This is a genomic window from Hominiventricola sp., assembly GCF_057604405.1.
Genome location: NZ_DBLYVB010000004.1, coordinates 65253 through 83106, shown reverse-complemented (window position 1 = coordinate 83106; position 17854 = coordinate 65253). Strand labels below are relative to the sequence as shown.

16 protein-coding genes are annotated in these 17854 nt (G+C 47.1%); 13 read left to right on the top strand and 3 right to left on the bottom strand.

Features of this window, described 5'->3' with window-relative positions:
• Positions 1–19 precede the first annotated feature (19 nt).
• From cdaA to ACZMB2_RS04310, 8 genes are all read left to right on the top strand, one after another.
• On the top strand, positions 20–895 hold the full coding sequence (cdaA, locus tag ACZMB2_RS04345; protein ID WP_487595769.1) for a diadenylate cyclase CdaA: 876 nt from the start codon (positions 20–22) through the stop codon (positions 893–895).
• Positions 873–2126: a CdaR family protein gene (locus tag ACZMB2_RS04340; RefSeq protein ID WP_487595685.1), complete on the top strand. Its 1254-nt coding sequence runs from the start codon at positions 873–875 to the stop codon at positions 2124–2126. Before cdaA ends, ACZMB2_RS04340 begins: the two co-directional genes overlap by 23 nt.
• Before the next feature lie 81 nt (positions 2127–2207).
• On the top strand, positions 2208–4796 hold the full coding sequence (locus ACZMB2_RS04335; RefSeq protein ID WP_487595684.1) for a DUF2142 domain-containing protein: 2589 nt from the start codon (positions 2208–2210) through the stop codon (positions 4794–4796).
• A gap of 24 nt (positions 4797–4820) precedes the next feature.
• On the top strand, positions 4821–6356 hold the full coding sequence (locus ACZMB2_RS04330; protein WP_487595683.1) for a lipopolysaccharide biosynthesis protein: 1536 nt from the start codon (positions 4821–4823) through the stop codon (positions 6354–6356).
• A gap of 4 nt (positions 6357–6360) precedes the next feature.
• The gene (locus tag ACZMB2_RS04325; protein ID WP_487595682.1) at positions 6361–7380 is read left to right on the top strand and encodes a glycosyltransferase family 2 protein; all 1020 of its coding nucleotides are present in this window, start codon (positions 6361–6363) and stop codon (positions 7378–7380) included.
• Positions 7377–8363, top strand: coding sequence for a glycosyltransferase family 2 protein (locus tag ACZMB2_RS04320; protein WP_487595681.1), 987 nt, complete (start codon positions 7377–7379; stop codon positions 8361–8363). The genes ACZMB2_RS04325 and ACZMB2_RS04320 overlap by 4 nt, the downstream gene beginning before the upstream one ends.
• Positions 8360–9418 carry a glycosyltransferase family 2 protein gene (locus tag ACZMB2_RS04315; RefSeq protein WP_487595680.1) on the top strand — a complete coding sequence of 353 codons (1059 nt, stop codon included), beginning with the start codon at positions 8360–8362 and terminating at the stop codon, positions 9416–9418. Before ACZMB2_RS04320 ends, ACZMB2_RS04315 begins: the two co-directional genes overlap by 4 nt.
• Entirely contained in the window at positions 9408–10256 is an 849-nt protein-coding gene (locus ACZMB2_RS04310) for an HAD family hydrolase (RefSeq protein ID WP_487595679.1), read from the top strand. Before ACZMB2_RS04315 ends, ACZMB2_RS04310 begins: the two co-directional genes overlap by 11 nt.
• Before the next feature lie 78 nt (positions 10257–10334).
• Here ACZMB2_RS04310 and ACZMB2_RS04305 read toward each other — a convergent pair whose 3' ends face one another.
• A complete protein-coding gene (locus ACZMB2_RS04305) occupies positions 10335–11537 on the bottom strand; it encodes a class I SAM-dependent rRNA methyltransferase (RefSeq protein WP_487595678.1) in 1203 nt (400 codons plus the stop codon).
• Positions 11538–11929: 392 nt separating this feature from the next.
• Here ACZMB2_RS04305 and ACZMB2_RS04300 point away from each other — a divergent pair, with 392 nt between their 5' ends.
• Positions 11930–12085, top strand: a complete 156-nt coding sequence (locus ACZMB2_RS04300; protein ID WP_487595677.1) for an alpha/beta-type small acid-soluble spore protein — start codon at positions 11930–11932, stop codon at positions 12083–12085.
• Between the two features lie 39 nt (positions 12086–12124).
• Here ACZMB2_RS04300 and ACZMB2_RS04295 read toward each other — a convergent pair whose 3' ends face one another.
• A complete protein-coding gene (locus ACZMB2_RS04295; protein ID WP_487595676.1) occupies positions 12125–12805 on the bottom strand; it encodes a hypothetical protein in 681 nt (226 codons plus the stop codon).
• Positions 12806–12936: 131 nt separating this feature from the next.
• On the opposite strand from ACZMB2_RS04295, the gene ACZMB2_RS04290 reads away from it, so the two are divergent.
• Positions 12937–14658: a S8 family peptidase gene (locus ACZMB2_RS04290; protein ID WP_487595675.1), complete on the top strand. Its 1722-nt coding sequence runs from the start codon at positions 12937–12939 to the stop codon at positions 14656–14658.
• Positions 14659–14772: 114 nt separating this feature from the next.
• Here the strand turns inward: ACZMB2_RS04290 and ACZMB2_RS04285 are convergent, their stop codons facing one another.
• On the bottom strand, positions 14773–15195 hold the full coding sequence (locus tag ACZMB2_RS04285) for a DUF2115 family protein (protein ID WP_487595674.1): 423 nt from the start codon (positions 15193–15195) through the stop codon (positions 14773–14775).
• Positions 15196–15429: 234 nt separating this feature from the next.
• On the opposite strand from ACZMB2_RS04285, the gene ACZMB2_RS04280 reads away from it, so the two are divergent.
• From ACZMB2_RS04280 to ACZMB2_RS04270, 3 genes are all read left to right on the top strand, one after another.
• Entirely contained in the window at positions 15430–15624 is a 195-nt protein-coding gene (locus ACZMB2_RS04280) for a hypothetical protein (protein ID WP_487595673.1), read from the top strand.
• A complete protein-coding gene (locus ACZMB2_RS04275; RefSeq protein ID WP_487595672.1) occupies positions 15590–16171 on the top strand; it encodes a TetR/AcrR family transcriptional regulator in 582 nt (193 codons plus the stop codon). Before ACZMB2_RS04280 ends, ACZMB2_RS04275 begins: the two co-directional genes overlap by 35 nt.
• A gap of 133 nt (positions 16172–16304) precedes the next feature.
• Positions 16305–17834: a sodium/proline symporter gene (locus tag ACZMB2_RS04270; RefSeq protein WP_487595671.1), complete on the top strand. Its 1530-nt coding sequence runs from the start codon at positions 16305–16307 to the stop codon at positions 17832–17834.
• Positions 17835–17854: the final 20 nt, after the last annotated feature.

The following is a 17854-nucleotide window of genomic DNA, read 5'->3' as shown; positions in this document are numbered from 1 at the left end:
GGAGAAGGAAGTGAAGAATATGAATCTTGGACAGCTGTATCAGTATCTGTCGATTGATGCGCTGCATGTGACGTGGACAGACGTGGCAGAGATTATCATATTGTCAGTGATCATTTATCAGATCCTGATGTGGATTAAGTCCACCAGAGCATGGGCATTACTGAAAGGTTTTGCCGTGATTCTGGCGCTTCTTGTGGTGGCAGCATTTTTCCATATGAACACCATTTTATGGATTGCCAAAAACTTTTTCAGTCTTGGAATTATGGCGGTCATCGTGGTGTTTCAGCCGGAGATGCGGCGCGCGCTGGAACAGCTGGGTGAGAATAATATTTTGACTACCATCGTACCTTTTGACGCATCCAGAAAAGAGGAAACCAGTATTTCTGACCGAACGATTACGGAACTGGTGAAGGCAAGCTTTGAGATGGGAAAAGCCAGAACGGGAGCGTTGATGGTGTTGGAACAGACGGTCAGCCTGAAAGAATATGAGCGGACCGGAATCGAGATTGATTCCCAGGTATCCAGTCAGCTGATTTTAAATATTTTTGAAAAGAACACACCGCTTCATGATGGTGCGGTGATTCTGTCCGGTGACAGAATTCGTTCTGCTACCTGCTATCTTCCGTTGTCAGACAATATGACACTTAGTAAAGCGTTGGGAACAAGACATCGGGCAGCGGTAGGTGTCAGTGAGGTGACTGATTCCCTGACCATCGTGGTATCAGAAGAGACCGGTTCTGTATCAGTGGCGAAGAACGGACGCCTGCTCCGCAATCTGAATCAGGATCAGTTGAGAGAACAGCTGCAGACGCTGCAGGTAAAATCCGCGGAGAGAAACAAGAAGATCAGACTGTGGAGAGGACGTGGCCATAATGAAGACAAAACTGCTGAATAATCTGATGTGGAAAATCCTTTCCGTGCTGGCGGCTATTATGCTATGGCTGGTTGTGGTGAATATTGATGACACCATTGAATCAGAGTCTTTGAAAAACCTGCAGGTCAGTCTTCTGAATGCAGACGTGATTACTTCCCAGGATCAGACCTATCGGATTGATCCAGGAACAGATAAAGTAAATCTGACCGTTTATGCCAGGAGAACAGAGCTTGCGAAGGTGAAACCCTCTGATTTTGTGATTACGGCAGATATGAAAAAAGATCTGCGCTATGACAGTATGGTGAAAATAGAAGTAACTTATACCGGTAATGCCAAAATCGACAACATTGAACAGAGCCGGGAAAATGTTTTGGTCAGCATTGAGGAGAAGGTGACGGAACAGTTCAAGGTAACGGTAGATACCAACGGAACGCCAAGCGATGGACTGGAAAAAGGAACCGCCATTCCGGAGAAATCCATGATCGAGATCAGCGGACCAAAATCTGTGGTAGAACAGATCAAGAAAGTGGTGGCGAAGGTAAATATTACCGGAATTACCGGTACGGCAGCTCTGACTACCCGCCTGGAGCTGGTAGATGGAAATGGCGAAGACGTGGATGATTCCCAGCTGGAGTATCTGGGAAAAGATGCAGATTTCAATGTGACCGTAACTACGTTAAATACAAAGAAAGCAGGTATCAGCTTTGATATCAGCGAAGCGGCACCGGAAGGTTACAGTCTGTCCACCATTACGTATAAGCCGGAGACGGTAACCATTGCAGGTGCACTGTCTGATATTCGTTCGATTTATAATCTGAATATTCCGGCAGAGGCTTTGAATCCCGAGAGAAAGACTGGAAGAGTAGAACAGACGGTAGATATCAGTCAGTATCTTCCTGAGAATGTTATCATTCCGGAGGAGGATGAGCATGATATTGTAGTAACCATGGAAATTGTAGCCAATGAGACGGTGAATTACAGCTTTACACCGGATCAGATTGAATATGAGAATACCGCGGATGGCCTGCAGGTAGACCGTTCCAACAGCGAGACCGTCATTATGCCGGTCAGCGGACTGGCTTCTGCGCTGTCAGACCTCACGGCAGACTCCATTACAGTGACAGCAGACATGTCAGGAGTGAGCAAAACAGGAACCTATACGGTACCGGTGACGGTGACGCTTCCGGCTGGCTTCAGCTGCCCGCAGGATCTGGGAATGACCGTTCATGTGGTATCCTCGAAAGAGGAATAAGGAAATAAAGGAAAGACAGACCTGCGGGTCTGCCTTTCTGCGTCAGGAACAAATCTAAAATGCATGAAAGGGATACTCTGCATGAAGAATAGAAACAAATATCTGGTGGTCTGGGCGGTGATCTGCCTGCTGGTCGTCATAATCGGGATTGCGCTTCCGGTGACGAGAAACTGTTCGCTTGGACTGGAAGGTGCCAATCAGGCGAACTTACGAAAAGCAACAGAAGAACTGACCGAAGGAACCATACTGGAATTTACGGTAAATCCGCCGAAGCCAACGGCAAATCAGATCGGATTCTTTTTCACGGTAAATAAACATGAATTTGAAGAAGGTATTTTGCGGATTGCCGCATTTGACGGAGAAGAACTTATCGGCGGACAGGATTTTCCGCTGGAGGATTTGGATGAAGACCGTTTTCTGTTCATTTCGCTGGATCATTCACCGGAGGAACTGACCGTACGGATGACCTGTGATGCCAGAAGAAAGGGACCTTCTGTCTGGCTGAACGAAACAACCATAACACCCGGACATGCTTCCGTGAATGGCGTTCCACTGGAAAAAAGCCTGGTTTACAATCTGACTTATACGGAACAGACCCATCAGACAGGTCGGCCGATTCTGCTGGGCTTGATTTTATTTCTGGGAGGGTTGGGCGTCTGGCTGACAGGTGGTCTTCAGAAAGAAAAGCAGCAGAAACAGGCGGCACTGCCTATTGGCAGAGAGATGCCGGACAGACGGCAGCTTCTGGGTTTGGGCCTTGCCCTTGTCTGCGGAGCACTGTTGTTCTTCTATCTTTATGATACCAGAATCCGGATCGCACAGAATACGACGGAGAAAGTTGCAATTTTTCAGACTGACGGAAAGTCAATCCCAGTGACGAAAGAAAATGCCTCCTTGAGTCAGGTTGTGAAGCCTCTGCAGGATCAGATGACCGGATTTGGCGTGCGGTTCTGGCTGGAAGAAGGGGCAGTGCTTCATGAGGGAGCCATGCATGCAACAGTTACGGATCTTACATTGTCGGAAATACTCTGCGAGACGGATATCCAGGCAGGACAATTTATTTCCGGCGAGTATGTAGGGCTGCTTTTTGAAAATTCTCAGGTGGGAGTGAGGGACCACACCTATCGGATTGATCTGACATTTTCCCCGGAGCTCTGGAACAGTGGCCTGGAAGTACTGACCAGCGGGGATAATCTTTGTATAAATGCTTATTTATATTATAATATTTTTCTGAAGAAGTTTTTCTTCTTCATGTTTCTGGGTATGGAAGCATTTATTACCCTGTTCTGGTATCTGGTTTTTGTGAGAAAGACAAGAATCGAGACGGTTTTTCTGGTGACGGTACTGGGATTGGGATTGTTCTATAACGTGCTTCTCACACCCCAGATGGTACCTGATGAGGCAAAACATATTGATATGGCATACCGGTACAGCAATGAGCTGCTGGGGTATGAATCCTTGGGAGATACCAGCTGTCTTATGAGAGCAGACGATGTGGAGACCGAATTTACATCGTCACCGTCTTTTAGAAATTACCGCAATATATATTATGGACTGTTTTCACGGGTACAGGATGACCGGATGGTGGAAGCAGAGGTGAACAGCAATATTGAAGGAAGTCTTCTGTTCTATGCACCGGCTGTGCTTGGTATGAGCCTGGCGAGGATATTACATCTGGGAACAGTTCCTATGCTGCTCTTTGCCAGATATCTGAATCTGATCGCCTTTGCGCTGCTTACCTGGTTTGGCATGAAGCGCCTGCCCTTTGGGAAATTGACATTATTTTTAATCGCTGTTTTACCGATTAATTTGCAGCAGTGTACGTCTTTTTCCCATGATGCCATGGTGCATGGCATTTTATTCCTGTTCTGTTGTCTCTGCCTGAAAGCCATTTATGGAAAAAAGGAACTGACCGGATGGCAGATGCTCCTTTTGGAGCTTCTTGGAGTCATGGCTGTTTACTGTAAGAGCGGAAGCTATCTGCCGCTGATGCTGCTGATTCTTTTGATTCCGGTGGCTTCCTATGGAAGTCCGAAGAAGAAATGGGCGGCAACGGCATCTGTCTTTGGTATGCTGCTGCTGGTATTTGCGGCGAAAAATATGTCGATGGTGACCGGCATCGCCGCCACTACGGATGCCACCAGTGTGGTAAGCACCGGAGATGGGACGGCTTATGCCACCGGATATACTCTTAGCTATTTCCTTCATGATCCGCTGCAGCTCATTTATATGATTGTAAATACCATTCTCGATAAAGGTGGATTTTATGTGGAGTCTTTGATCGGATATAAGTTGGGATGGGTGGAGATTGAGACATCCACTATGATTGTGGTACTGTTCTTGTTCCTGCTGTTTTTGTCCAATTGCCAGACCAGGGAGGAATCTATATTTGTGACAGCCGGACAGCGTACGGTGATGATCTTTTCCTGCCTTGGCTGCACAGGGCTTATTGTACTTGGAATGCTGCTTTCCTGGACTCCTATGGGATATGTATCTGTAGAAGGTGTGCAAGGGCGTTATTTTCTGCCGTTTTTGCTAATTCTTCTGACTGCATGCAGAAATCGGATGATTTTCCTGCGTCAGAAGATGGATCGGGGCATTATGGCAGCGGCGGTGACAGGGCAGCTTCTGACGATTGTCTATGTGATTAAACAAGTAATGGCTGTGTAGGACAGCCTGGAGAGGAACGATTTTATGGATAAAAAAAGACTGGCCGTCAATATGGCGGCACAGCTTCTTGCATTTGCCGTCAATATGGGGATCAGTTTTCTCCTGGCACCGATTATCGAAGCCAAGATGGAAAATACCTATGGATTTGTCACGTTGGCCAACCAGTTTGTATTGTATGCCCAGATTGTTGTGTCTGCGTTAAATACAATGGCCAGCCGTTTCATCACAATCCACATCCACAGAGGGGAAGACCAGACGGCCAGTGAATATTTTTCATCGGTATTCTTTGGCAATGTGATGATGGCGGGGATATTTCTGCTGCCGGCGCTCGTCATTGTCATTTTCATGGGGAGTATGCCGTTTTTGAATGTACCGGCGGATGTGCTTCATGACGTGCAGCTTCTGTGGGCTTTTGTATTTGTAAACTTTTTCTTAAGTATTATTACGTCTGTATACGGAATTTCCACCTATGCGACGAACCGTCTGGACTTAACATCCATCCGTACTATGTACGGAGATATTATCCGGATTGTATTTTTATTTGGAACGTTTCTGATCTTTAAACCGACACTGTGGTTTATCGGAGCGGCATCCCTTTTAAGCACGGCGTATACAGCCTTCTGGAATCGCAGATTTACCCGGCAGCTTCTGCCCCAGGTGCAGATGAAGATATCCAATTTCCGTTGGAAAAAGGTGTGGGAGCTGGTGTCTCTGGGAGCCTGGAATTCCCTGACCCGTCTGGGACAGCAGCTGCTGGATGGTGTGGATATTCTGCTGTCAGGCGCACTGATTCTGGATGGAAATGCTTCTATGACCATGCTGTCCCTGGCAAAAATGGTGCCGACAGCGATTTCCAGTCTTATGGGAACGGTGGTAGGCGTGTTCAATCCACAGATCACCATTGCCTATGCAGAGGATAACACGGAAAATCTCGTGAAGATTATTAAGAGCTGCAACCGGATTCTCATTTTTATCATGAGTATCCCCATTGCATTTCTGACCGCTTACGGAAGAGATTTCTATGCCATGTGGCAGCCCACCAAGGATGCGGACATGCTGCAGAGACTGTCTCTGCTGGCGGTAGGGGTGCTCTATGTGAGCATGAGCATTCAGGTGCTCTATCATGTATTTATTATTACGAAAAAAGTAAAATGGAATTCTTTAGTTATCCTTGGTTCCGGAGTACTGTCTTCCTGTCTGTCACTGCTTTTGTTGAAGACAACGGATCTGGGAGTCATGGTATTTCCGCTGTCCAGTATGCTGACCGGACTTCTGCGAAATCTTATTTTTACTCCGATCTATGCGGCCAGATGCCTGAAGATCCGCTGGAACCGGTTCTATGGAGATATTCTGCTGGGTTGGATTTCTATTGGCAGTATTGTGATTCTGGGAAATCTGTCCCGGATGGTATTCCCGGTAGATTCCTGGATAAAACTGATTCTGACAGGCGTGGTCATGGGACCGCTGGCATTGGCCTTAAATTTCCTGATTATTCTTAGAAAAGAGGAGCGGGAAATGGTGATTGGCATGTTGAAGTCCAGGCTGAAAGGAGCAAAATAGAAAGATGTTCAGTATCGTCATTCCGGTCTATAATGCGAAAACGTCACTGGAGCGCTGTGTGGATTCCTGGCTTTGCCAGACGAGAAAGGATCTGGAAATCATTCTGGTGGATGATGGTTCTTCCGATGGAAGCAAAGAGCTTTGCGACGAGTTGGCTAAGAATCATTCTGGCACCTGTCTCCGGGTGATTCATCAGGCTAACAGCGGTGTATCCGCGGCACGAAATGCGGGAATCCGGGCAGCAGAAGGAGAATTCCTTCTTTTCACGGACAGTGATGACTATGTGGAGCCGGACTATCTGGAAAAGATGGCAGCTCTGCAGGAAAACAGTGATGCAGATCTGGTACTCTGCGGGTATCATCATCTCTATGATGGTGCAGATATTGTAAAAGTACCGGGAGAGACCCATGTGAGTACCATGGCAGAGTTCCAGCAGGAATTTCTGGAGCTCTATAAAAAGAGTGATCTTAATATGCCATGGAATAAACTATATCGGAAAGCATTGGTTGGTGTATTTGATACGTCTTTGAGCCTGGGGGAAGATCTCCTGTTTAATCTCGAATATTTATCAAAATGCCGGAGGGTTGCTGTTCTGGGAGAACCGCTGTGCTGGTATGTTCAGGACATGGGAAAGACGACCTTGTCTTCCGAAAAACGTCAGAACCGGATGGAACTGGCAGAACGCATCTGCAGGGAGACGGAAAATTTCTATGAGAAGACCTGGGGAAATCCTTGTAAGGACGGCAGTATTTTTCTTCGTTATATGAACGAAGTCATGGATGAATGTGAGAAACTTCCGGATGACAGAACGCTGGCTTATCGGGAAAAATTAGAAATTCTGCACGGCTATGCGAAAGATCCGCTGGTGAAAAATCGTGGATCCGAGGTGCGGTTTACGTATCCGGATTACCGGATTTTATGGATTTTTTTGAAGAGGGATATGGTACGGACGGTCTATGGTCTGTGCGTGGTACGCAGCCTTCTGGTGAAAGTGCTGCATGAAATACGGAGGAGCCGAAGATGACAACCCCATTAATCAGTGTAATTGTACCGGTATACCGGGTAGAAAAGTATCTGGAACGATGTGTGAAAAGTATTCTTTCCCAGACTTATAAAAACCTGGAGGTGATTCTGGTGGACGATGGGTCTCCGGATCAGTGCCCGGCCATCTGCGATGCCTGTGCAGAAAAAGATGCCAGGGTGAAAGTGATTCATCAGGAAAACAAAGGTCTTTCCGGGGCGAGAAATGCAGGGATCGATGCAGCCTCCGGAGAATATCTGGCATTTGTGGACAGTGATGATTATGTGAGTCCGCATTTTATCGAGGAACTGTATCAGCTTCTGCAGGACACCGGCTGCGCCATCGGACAGTGCCGTTTTTCCTATGTGAAAGGGGACGGGCTGGTGGAAGAAGGCGATTCTGCGTTCTGCATTTACCGGGGAGAGAGTCTGATGGAACAGCTCTATGGACCGGAGGAAAAAGCCACCTGTTTTGTAGTGGCCTGGAACAAGCTGTACCGGGCGGAACTTTTTAAAGAGACAGGAATCCGGTATCCGGAAGGGCGGATTCACGAGGATGAGGCGACCACGTATCGGTTGTTTCATGAGGCGAAGAAGCTGGCATTTCTTGACCGGGTGTTGTATGGATATTACACAGAAAATGGAGGCAGCATTACATCTGTTTTCTCTGCAAAGCGGCTGCAGTGGCTGACGGCTCATGAGGAACGGATTGCATTTTTTAAGAAAAATGGTTATGAGAAGCTTCTCCCGGCAGCTTACCGGAAGCTCTGTGATGCCTGCATTACTTTCTATTTCCGCTGCACGGAGCAGGTGAAAGATGCAGAAGAACTTAAGAAAGAGCTGCGGAAGCGGCTGGAAACTTACCGGGCAAACGGGGCTGCCTGGATCGCAGCGCTGCCTTTAAAAACCCGCATGGGATATGAATTATTTTCCATGAGTCCGGGACTTTATGCTAAAATGCTTCAGAAAATGCAGGAGACATCATGAACGAGAAAATCAGTGTCATAGTACCAATCTATAAAGTGGAACAGGTGCTGAAACGTTGTGTGGACAGCATCCTTTCCCAGACCTATGAGAATCTGGAGATCATCCTGGTGGATGACGGGTCACCGGATCAGTGTCCGGCCATCTGCGATGCTTATGCCAGGCAGGATGCCCGCATCAAAGTGGTACATAAGAAAAATGGCGGCCTTACTTCGGCATGGAAAGAGGGAGTCCGGCATGCTGAGGGCGAATGGCTTGGCTTTGTGGACAGCGACGACTGGATTGAGCCGGATATGTATGAGCGGCTGTATGAGCCGCTGAAAGCACAGCAGGCGGATATGTCCATGGCAGGTCTGGTCTTTGATTACGAAGATCCCAATTATCCGCCACGAAAAGAAGGCAACCGGCTGACGAAGGAATATTACAGTGCGAAAGAATGGCAGGAATTGTTCCCGGTACTGATCAATGATGGAAGCTTTATAGGAAGAACCATTCAGCCATCCCGGGTGACCAAACTGTTCCGGAGGGAACTGGTGGAGCAAAATCTTGACCTGTGGGACGACCGGGTGACAGTGGGAGAAGATCTGCAGATGGTCTTTGCGGCTGCAATAGATGCGAAGGGAGTCTGCATAGTGCCAGATTATTATCCCTATCATTACTGGTATAATACGGCGTCTATGACCGGACAGTATGATGCCCGCTATCTTGAAAAAATTAAATTGCTGCGGGAACGGATGGAGGCAATTTCGGACGCCAAAAAGGGATATGACTTCCGACCGCAGATACGAAATGATTTCCTGAGTCTTGCCATTATGGCAGTGAAAAATGAGATCTGGAGAAATCATCAGGATTCCTTCTTCACGGTACTTCAGAAAACAAAAGAAATGTGCCGGGACAAGGCAGTGCAGGAAGCGCTGAATAACCATACCATGGATCGTCTGGGACTGTCTGTGAAAGTTTATATTTTCATGATGAAACATGGGCTGGCATTTCCCTGTTATATAGTAACCAAGTTATTTTTTACCTTATATTATGGAGTTTTTTCACATGTACAATAAAAAAAGAAAAGCCATCTTCTTTGACATAGATGGAACTTTACTGGCCTCGGGGGAGGGAATTCATGAGAGCGTAAGGGAGGCGCTTAAGAAAGTAAGAAATCATGGGCATCAGATATTTATTGCTACCGGGCGTGCCTGGTGCTGTCTGCCGGAAGAACTGCAGGATGTGGAACTGGACGGGCTTATTGCCAGTGCAGGAAGTGATATCTGGTTTCACGGACAGAATGTGTACCGTCAGTCTCTTTCACCGGAACTGATTGAACATACTTGTCAGATCTTAAAAGAGATGGATGCAGTCTATCTGCTGGAAGGATTTGACCGGATCTATGTGTCCGAGAAAGCGCAGCGGATTCTTCTTGGGAAAGAGGTGCTGCCAAATGACAATCCGGAGCTGGTTCGCTGGAAAAAGTATTTTCGGCAGAAGCCAAACCTGTATCCGATCGAGGAATGGACACCGGATGGGGAGAAGGTGCCGAAGATTACCTTTATGTTATTTCAGAAGGAGCAGGTGGAGAAAGTAAAAGAGATCATGTCAGAACATTTTCATGTGGTCTTTTTCCCGGCGGCTTACGATGACTTCTGGAATGGTGAATTGATTTCCCGAAGGGCGGATAAGGGGACTGCCATTCAGAAAGCGGCAGAACTTCTTCATATAGGGATTGAGGACACCATCGCGTTCGGGGACAGCATGAATGATTATGAGATGATCGAGAAGGCTGGCTGCGGTGTGGTGATGGCAAACGGGGATGAATACCTGAAGACAATTGCAGACCGGATCTGTGAGTCCGTACAGGAAGACGGCGTGGTTCGGGAACTGGAACGGATGCATCTGATCTAGGGGTATAATCATCAAAAGACAGAAGGAAGCCGGGAGTTATGTTGCTGTCCCGGCTTCCTTTTTCGATTATAACAAACGCTATCTTTCCTCCACCACCTGGAAGATAAAAAACTTAAGATAATAACTTTCATCCGCGGCCCACAGGATCGGATGATCCGGAGCCTGAGTACGGAACTCTACCTGACGAAGTCGTTTGTGAGTAGCTTTGGCAGCTTCCTTTACGGTCTTTGCCAGCAGTTCCTGTGTCATAAAGTGAGAGCAGGAACAGGTGGCAAAATAACCACCGTCTTTTACCAGCTTCAGACCTTTCATATTGATTTCACGATAGCCCTTAATAGCATTTTTAGTGGCTTCTCTGGATTTTGTAAAAGCAGGCGGGTCAAGGATAACCACATCGTACTTTTCGCCGGCAGCAGCAAGCTTCGGTAATTCATCCAGTACATTGGCACAGCGGAAGTGAACGGTATTCTGCAGTCCGTTAAGGCGTGCGTTGGCTTCAGCCTGAGAGACTGCATATTCAGAGATATCAAGTCCGGTCACATCACTGGCACCTGCAATACCGGCATTCAGTGCGAAGGTTCCCATATGAGTAAAACAGTCCAGCACTTTTTTGCCTTTGCAGATGCGCTGCATGGCAAGTCGGTTATACTTCTGATCCAGGAAAAATCCAGTCTTCTGACCGTTTGCCACATCTACCAGATAGTGTACTCCGTTTTCAACGATTTCTACAGTGGTGTCAAATTCCTCTCCGATAAAGCCTTTTACTTTCGGCAGCCCTTCCTTGGTGCGCTCGTTGGCGTCGCTTCGCTCATAGACGCCGCGGACGGTGATGCCGTCTTTGGCCAGCAGTTCTCTTAAGATCATTACGATCTCTTCTTTGAAAGCTTCCATTCCGAGGGCTAGGCATTCCACAACCAGCACATCCTCATATTTATCGATGACCAGTCCGGGCAGAAAATCTGCCTCACCGAAAATAATCCGGCAGGAGGAAGTATCCACGGTAGTTTTTCGATAGTCCCATGCATTTTTCACCCGCATGGTAAGAAATGCGTGGTCGATTTCCTGATCGGCTTTTCTTGTCATCATACGGATGCGGATTTTTGAATTCTGGTTAATAAATCCGCTTCCCATAGGGTAGCCGTCAAAATCATGGACAGTTACTAAATCACCATTCTTGAATCGTCCGGTAATGGTATCTATCTCGTTATCAAAAATCCAGGCTCCACCGGACTTGATCGTGCGGCCCTCGCCTTTTTTCAATGTTACAATCGTATGATACATAGAATCCTCTTTCTGAGCTGTTTTCTTACAGCTTTTGTATTTATAACCTGTTTTTAGTTTAGCGGTTGAAAAAAGCAGTGTCAAGAGGTATAAGGCGTGGGAAACGGGCCATACTCTTTTTAAGTTATAGTTTCCTGAATCCAGCCGGGCGGAAGTGACACCCTGTGAAGAGGAACCGCTTGCGCTAAGTCCTCGATCCAGCGGTACTAACATTCGAACCTCGCTGAATGCTCGTTCTCATGAAGTACCGGGACTGCGGACGTTCCCTTCACAGGGTGTCACTTCCGCCCGGCTGGTAATCAGTGAATTATAATTAAAAACTAGCTGTTACAACGAAGGAGTAGCAGAAAGGAGTATCTATGGATTTTAACCAGTTAGAGGAAAGCGACCGGATGAAATATGAAATTGCAGAAGAACTGGGATTGTTGGAAAAGGTGCAGAAGGGTGGCTGGAAATCGTTATCGTCCAGAGAAACCGGAAAAATCGGTGGAATTTTAAGCACCAGACGAAGAGCACAGGCGAAAAAAGAAAAACCGGAGCAGGTGTAATACCTGCTCCGGCAGAAATTCAATAGAAATCCCCTTTGATCAGATGCGGATAGGAGACTGATAATCAGCGCCCAGCATCTGTTTTTTCTTTTCCTGAAATTCCCAAAAATAATTTTCTTCCACATCGGACCAGGAATGGGTAGCCCGGTCGTAAACCTGAAGAAATCCTTCCAGTTCCGGATGCTGGCGGACGGTATTATTTAAGTATTCTTCACCGGTCAGGGGATTGATCTCACCTGCCGGACGGACACGGCGGAATGCTTCTGGAATCTGGAAGGTGATGCGGTCCCCGTTCTCCAGGGTACGGTCAATCATGTCATCCGCACCAGATGAAGAATCCTGATCGGTATTCTTTTCAGAAAGCTTCGGGGATGGAGTCTGGGACATTGGAGGTACTGCAATACCAGTTTCATTCTCCATATCCGGAAGGGAAGAAGGCTGTGCCATATGAGGCGGCAGTTCTCTGGCGGCCTGCGGCCATGCATATTCGGACGCGATGCGGTCGGCAGGCTCCAGCCGTATGGAAACCCGGTATCCAAGAAGGCCGGCAATCGTGTACATATCCTGCTCCGGGAAATTATCCCGTTTTAGTCGCTGGGTCAGATTCTGTCGGGACATGGGCTGTCCGGTAGACTGGGTATAGAGATCTGCCAGATCTTTGATGGTCATATGTTTTCTGTTCAGCAGTATTTTGATCTGTTCGCCAAATGATAATTCCATAAGAGCCTCCTTCTTTCGGGTGTATATTCTGTAGATCTGATTATAATACAAATATCTTGTCATGTAAATTACAAAGTTTCTTATGATCTTTTATAAATGGGAGAATATAATAAAAGAAAAAGAATGGAACTATGAATAGTCAGAAAACAGGAAGTGATCTGAACCTGGCATTGGATGCCACGGAAGAGGAGCGGGAACGATCCTTGAATCTGAACGTGGGATACGACAGGGAAAATCGAATATGGGAATTGATTGTCAAATATTCCGGCAGCCTGGAGCGGATTGCTTCGGATGCCGTACAGGTGACAGAATTAACCAATGAATATGCAATTTTAAAAGTACGGGAGCCGCTGGTGGAAACACTGGCGGCTCTTCCTGAAATTGAATATATAGAGAAACCGCATCGCTTGTATTTTCAAAGGGAAAATGGAAAGAGAGTGTCCTGTGTGAATCCGGTGCAGAGAGCGCCCTTGTCACTAACAGGAAAAGGAGTGCTGGTGGCAGTGCTGGATTCCGGTGTGGATTATACCCATTCGGAATTTCGGAATGCGGACGGAACCACCCGGATTCTGGCATACTGGGACCAGACAGGGAGTGGAACATCACCGGAGGGATCGGTGCAGGCAGCAGGGGGGCCGCCCGTGGGATTTCATCAGGGCGTGGAATATACCAGGGCGCAGATGAATGAGGTGCTGACATCTGGAAACAGACTTCCTATTAGTGATGGCAGTGGACACGGGACAGGTGTGGCAGCCATCGCTGCAGGAAATGGAGGCGTTGCACCGGACAGCGAACTCCTGGTGGTAGAGCTTGGCATTCCCGGAGAGACCGGATTTCCTAGAACCACGGAACTCATGGAAGGGCTGGATTATGTGCTTCGTAAGGCGCTGGAATATCGGATGCCGGTGGCGGTGAATATCAGCTTTGGAAATACCTATGGATCTCACAGGGGGACCAGTCTTCTGGAAACTTATCTTGACGATATGAGCAGCCGCTGGAAAAATGTGATTTGTGTAGGCAGCGGAAATGAAGGAAACAGAGCCGGACACACGGCGGGAAATTTAACCGGGGTGAGGGAACAGCTGGTGGAACTGACAGTGGCTTCCTACGAACCGGCATTGAGCATACAAATATGGAAGAATTATGTGGATCGATTTCGGATCTATCTGACAGCACCGGATGGGACGACAGTCGGTCCTTTTTATGAACGGCCGCCAGCCCAGCGCTATCTGGCAGGCAGAACGGAACTTCTGGTTTATTATGGGGAACCGGGCCCCTATAGTGTTGACCAGGAAATTTTTATTGAGATGATCCCACTTAGTGGATATATAGATGCGGGAGTGTGGACGATCCGGCTGGTTTCGGAAAAAATTGTGGATGGAATCTGGCAGATGTGGCTTCCGGGAAGTGTGGTTCTGGGAACCGATACCCGTTTCTTACGTCCGGTAGAAGAGACAACGCTTACCATTCCCTCTACCGCATCCAAAGTGTTGACCGTGGGGGCTTATGATGCGCTGACCAACGCCTATGCAGACTTCTCTGGTCGGGGCGGCAGAAACGGAATCCAGAAGCCGGATCTTGTGGCACCAGGGGTAGAGATCCTGACTGCCGCGCCCGGCGGCGGATACCTCCGCAAGAACGGTACCTCCTTTGCTGTTCCCTTCGTCACCGGTGCTGCCGCACTTCTGATGCAATATGGAATTACGGATGGAAATGATCCCTATCTCTATGGAGAAAAAGTGAAGGCATATCTCCGCCGCGGTGCTGCTCCGCTGCCGGGGATTCGGGAGTATCCTGATGAACGGGTGGGGTATGGGGGCTTATGTGTAAATGATAGTTTACCTTCAAATTAAAAACAGATAACTTCTTACCAGTGCTGTTGACGGAGGATATATTAAAGTAATGGATCCGGATACTGCAACAAGATATAAAAAATATATTCCATATTGGGCATAATTTAAGTTTCGCTAAGTTTCACGAGCTTTCCGGCACACGCAGAAATGGCAGACACTTCCTTCACCGTCTTCTCTCATAGGACAGAAGTATAGCGTAGTATTGTCCTTTTGTATTGTCGTATAATGCACGGCTTCCTGGGGATGCAGCGGCAGCTGGCAGACAAAGCAGAGATAGATGCAGGGAAGGATAATCCATTTCCAGCTTTCCGGGTGATCGGTCATATAGGTTCCCAGATAGGCTTCCAGCGTATTTTTAAGTGCAGCGACCTGATCGGAATGAACTTCTCCTTCCAGGATATCGGTTCGGCCTATGATTTCCAACGTGGTGCGGCGGTTGTACTGGCTGATATGAGTAATGGTGTTATTTGTCAGGTTTTCATATTCTTCTGCGGTAATGGCAGCTTTTAACTGCTCTAATAAAGTGGATGTTTTCATAAATAATTCCTTGATATTCTATATAGTAAAGAAAATTATAGGTCTGCTGAGACTGACTGTAAAGCAGAGATTTAAGCTGTGGCTTCGATGTCAGGAATGCGTGGGTCTATAGTTCGTTAAACCCTGTGCCAGTTCCTGTTTCCACACATTTTAACAAGTTTTTTCAAGTGGAATGGGTCAGAATACCGGGGAGAGGAGAAAAAATTCCTTCCATTTTGAAAAGGGCAGGAATTTTTGAAAGCAAGTTGGGTGTGGAGACCCAGGTCCCGGTGTGATTATGCGAAAGTCAATGATCATCATGATCTGGTGGAGAGAATGCAGCTGTATTCTCTCTTTTTTTGCGCGTATTTTTATGTTACACTGACTGCAGAAGAAAATGCGGGAGTAGAAAAAGATGGCAAAGAAGAATCTGAAAAAAACAAAGAGTAAAATTGTGTCTGCGGCCTGGAAATTGTTTTATGAGCAGGGGTATGAGGATACGACCATCGAGGAAATTATTGAGGAATCCGGAACATCAAAGGGATCCTTTTATCATTATTTTGAAGGGAAGGATGCCCTTCTTAGTTCTCTGGCTTATATGATGGATGAAAAATATGAGGAGTTGGAGCCCGGGATCGGAGAAAATGAGAATAGTTATGAAGTGCTGCTGTACCTGAACCGGGAGCTTTTGACTATGATTGAAGAAACGATTAATATAGAGCTTCTTGCAAGGTTGTATTCTACCCAGCTGACGACTCACGGAGACCGGCCGCTTCTGGATCATGGAAGAACTTATTATAAACTTCTTCGGAAAATTATTTCCAGAGGACGTGAACGGAGAGAATTAAGACAGGATATGAGTGTCAGCGAGATGGTTCGCTATTATGCCATGTGCGAGCGGGCGCTGCTCTATGAATGGTGTTTGCGTAAAGGAGAATATTCCCTGTCAGAAGAAGCGGAACGCAAGTTTCCCATGATGATTCAAAGCTTAAAATAGACGAAATACTAGAATAGATTCTATACTAAACTCTGTATTGTATCCCATTCCTGATTGTGGTAGAATGCATGGAAAGTGTGAAAAATAAAGGTTTTTTCACAGACTAAAACCAGAACGAGAGGGAGAATGAAAAATGAATACAGTACAGATCCTCATGCTGGTGACCATTCTGGTCTATCTGGCAGCAATGATATGGATTGGTGCGATCCTGTCAGGAAAGAACCGGACCACTGATGATTTCTATCTGGGAGGCCGTAAATTAGGTCCATTTGTAACGGCTATGAGTGCAGAAGCATCTGACATGAGCAGTTGGCTCCTCATGGGACTTCCGGGCGTTGCTTATCTGACCGGAACAGCAGATGCGGCATGGACAGCCATCGGTCTAGCCATCGGAACCTATGTAAACTGGCTGGTAGTGGCACAGAGACTTCGCCATTATACCCATATTTGTGGAAATTCTACCACACTGCCCCTGTTCTTTTCCAACCGTTATCGTGACGAAAAGAGAATTCTTTCCGTTATTGCAGCTGTACTGATCATTATTTTCTTTGTGCCGTATACTGCATCCGGATTTGCAGCCTGTGGAAAACTGTTTTCCAACCTGTTTGGTGTCAGCTACCTTCCGGCTATGATTATCAGTGCGATTGTCATTGTGGCATATACTACCCTTGGTGGATTCCTCGCAGCAAGTACCACGGACTTTGTACAGAGTATCGTAATGACCTTAGCTATTGTTGTGGTGTTTGGATTCGGAATTGGCAAAGTAGGAAGCTTCGATGCTGTTATGGAAAATGCAAAATCCATGGCAGGTTACTTCAGCCTGACCCAGATTTATGATCCGGCAACCAATTCTGCAGCGCCTTATGGATTGTTAACGATTTTCTCCATGCTGGCATGGGGACTTGGTTACTTCGGAATGCCCCATGTACTGCTTCGCTTTATGGCGATTGAGGATGCGAAGAAACTGAAGCTTTCCAGAAAAGTAGCAACCATTTGGGTTGTCATTTCCATGGTAATTGCTGTATTTATTGGTGTCGTAGGAAATGCCATGTCAAAGGCAGGTGTGATTCCGGTACTGGATGATCCGGAGACCATTATTCTGGTAGTGGCAGATCTGATTTCCAGACATGGATTCCTGGCAGCCATTGTGGCAGGTCTGATTCTGGCAGGTATTCTGGCGGCAACCATGTCCACCGCAGATTCCCAGCTTCTGGCAGCATCCTCCAGTGCTTCCCAGAATATCCTGAAGGAAGTATTTGTAAAAGACATGAGCGAGAAGACCGGAATGGTGGTAGCACGTGTGACCGTACTGATCATTGCAGTCATTGCCATGTTTATTGCAAGAGATTCCAATAGTTCTGTATTCCAGATTGTATCCTTTGCATGGGCAGGCTTTGGTGCTTCCTTCGGACCGTTGGTATTGCTGGCATTGTTCTGGAAGCGTTCTACGTTGCAGGGAGCTTTAAGTGGAATGGTGTGTGGCGGCGCCATGGTATTTATCTGGAAATTCCTGGTTCGTCCCATGGGCGGCGTACTTGGCATCTATGAGCTTCTTCCGGCATTTGCTGTTGGTCTGGCAGTGAATGTGATTGTCAGCCTGCTGACACCGGAACCTTCCAAGGAAATTCAGGATGAGTTCGACAAAGTTGCAGCAATCAAATAAAAATCAATCTGTACACAAAG

Excerpts from the sequence above, each read along its gene's own strand:
- ACZMB2_RS04315 (WP_487595680.1), top strand. The coding sequence starts at position 8,360 with ATGAACGAGAAAATCAGTGTCATAGTACCAATCTATAAAGTGGAACAG.
- ACZMB2_RS04335 (WP_487595684.1), top strand. The coding sequence starts at position 2,208 with ATGAAGAATAGAAACAAATATCTGGTGGTCTGGGCGGTGATCTGCCTG.
- ACZMB2_RS04340 (WP_487595685.1), top strand. The coding sequence starts at position 873 with ATGAAGACAAAACTGCTGAATAATCTGATGTGGAAAATCCTTTCCGTG.
- ACZMB2_RS04330 (WP_487595683.1), top strand. The coding sequence starts at position 4,821 with ATGGATAAAAAAAGACTGGCCGTCAATATGGCGGCACAGCTTCTTGCA.
- ACZMB2_RS04320 (WP_487595681.1), top strand. The coding sequence starts at position 7,377 with ATGACAACCCCATTAATCAGTGTAATTGTACCGGTATACCGGGTAGAA.
- ACZMB2_RS04295 (WP_487595676.1), bottom strand. The coding sequence starts at position 12,805 with ATGGAATTATCATTTGGCGAACAGATCAAAATACTGCTGAACAGAAAA.
- ACZMB2_RS04300 (WP_487595677.1), top strand. The coding sequence starts at position 11,930 with ATGAAATATGAAATTGCAGAAGAACTGGGATTGTTGGAAAAGGTGCAG.
- ACZMB2_RS04310 (WP_487595679.1), top strand. The coding sequence starts at position 9,408 with ATGTACAATAAAAAAAGAAAAGCCATCTTCTTTGACATAGATGGAACT.
- ACZMB2_RS04275 (WP_487595672.1), top strand. The coding sequence starts at position 15,590 with ATGGCAAAGAAGAATCTGAAAAAAACAAAGAGTAAAATTGTGTCTGCG.
- ACZMB2_RS04305 (WP_487595678.1), bottom strand. The coding sequence starts at position 11,537 with ATGTATCATACGATTGTAACATTGAAAAAAGGCGAGGGCCGCACGATC.
- cdaA (WP_487595769.1), top strand. The coding sequence starts at position 20 with ATGAATCTTGGACAGCTGTATCAGTATCTGTCGATTGATGCGCTGCAT.
- ACZMB2_RS04270 (WP_487595671.1), top strand. The coding sequence starts at position 16,305 with ATGAATACAGTACAGATCCTCATGCTGGTGACCATTCTGGTCTATCTG.
- ACZMB2_RS04290 (WP_487595675.1), top strand. The coding sequence starts at position 12,937 with ATGAATAGTCAGAAAACAGGAAGTGATCTGAACCTGGCATTGGATGCC.
- ACZMB2_RS04285 (WP_487595674.1), bottom strand. The coding sequence starts at position 15,195 with ATGAAAACATCCACTTTATTAGAGCAGTTAAAAGCTGCCATTACCGCA.
- ACZMB2_RS04325 (WP_487595682.1), top strand. The coding sequence starts at position 6,361 with ATGTTCAGTATCGTCATTCCGGTCTATAATGCGAAAACGTCACTGGAG.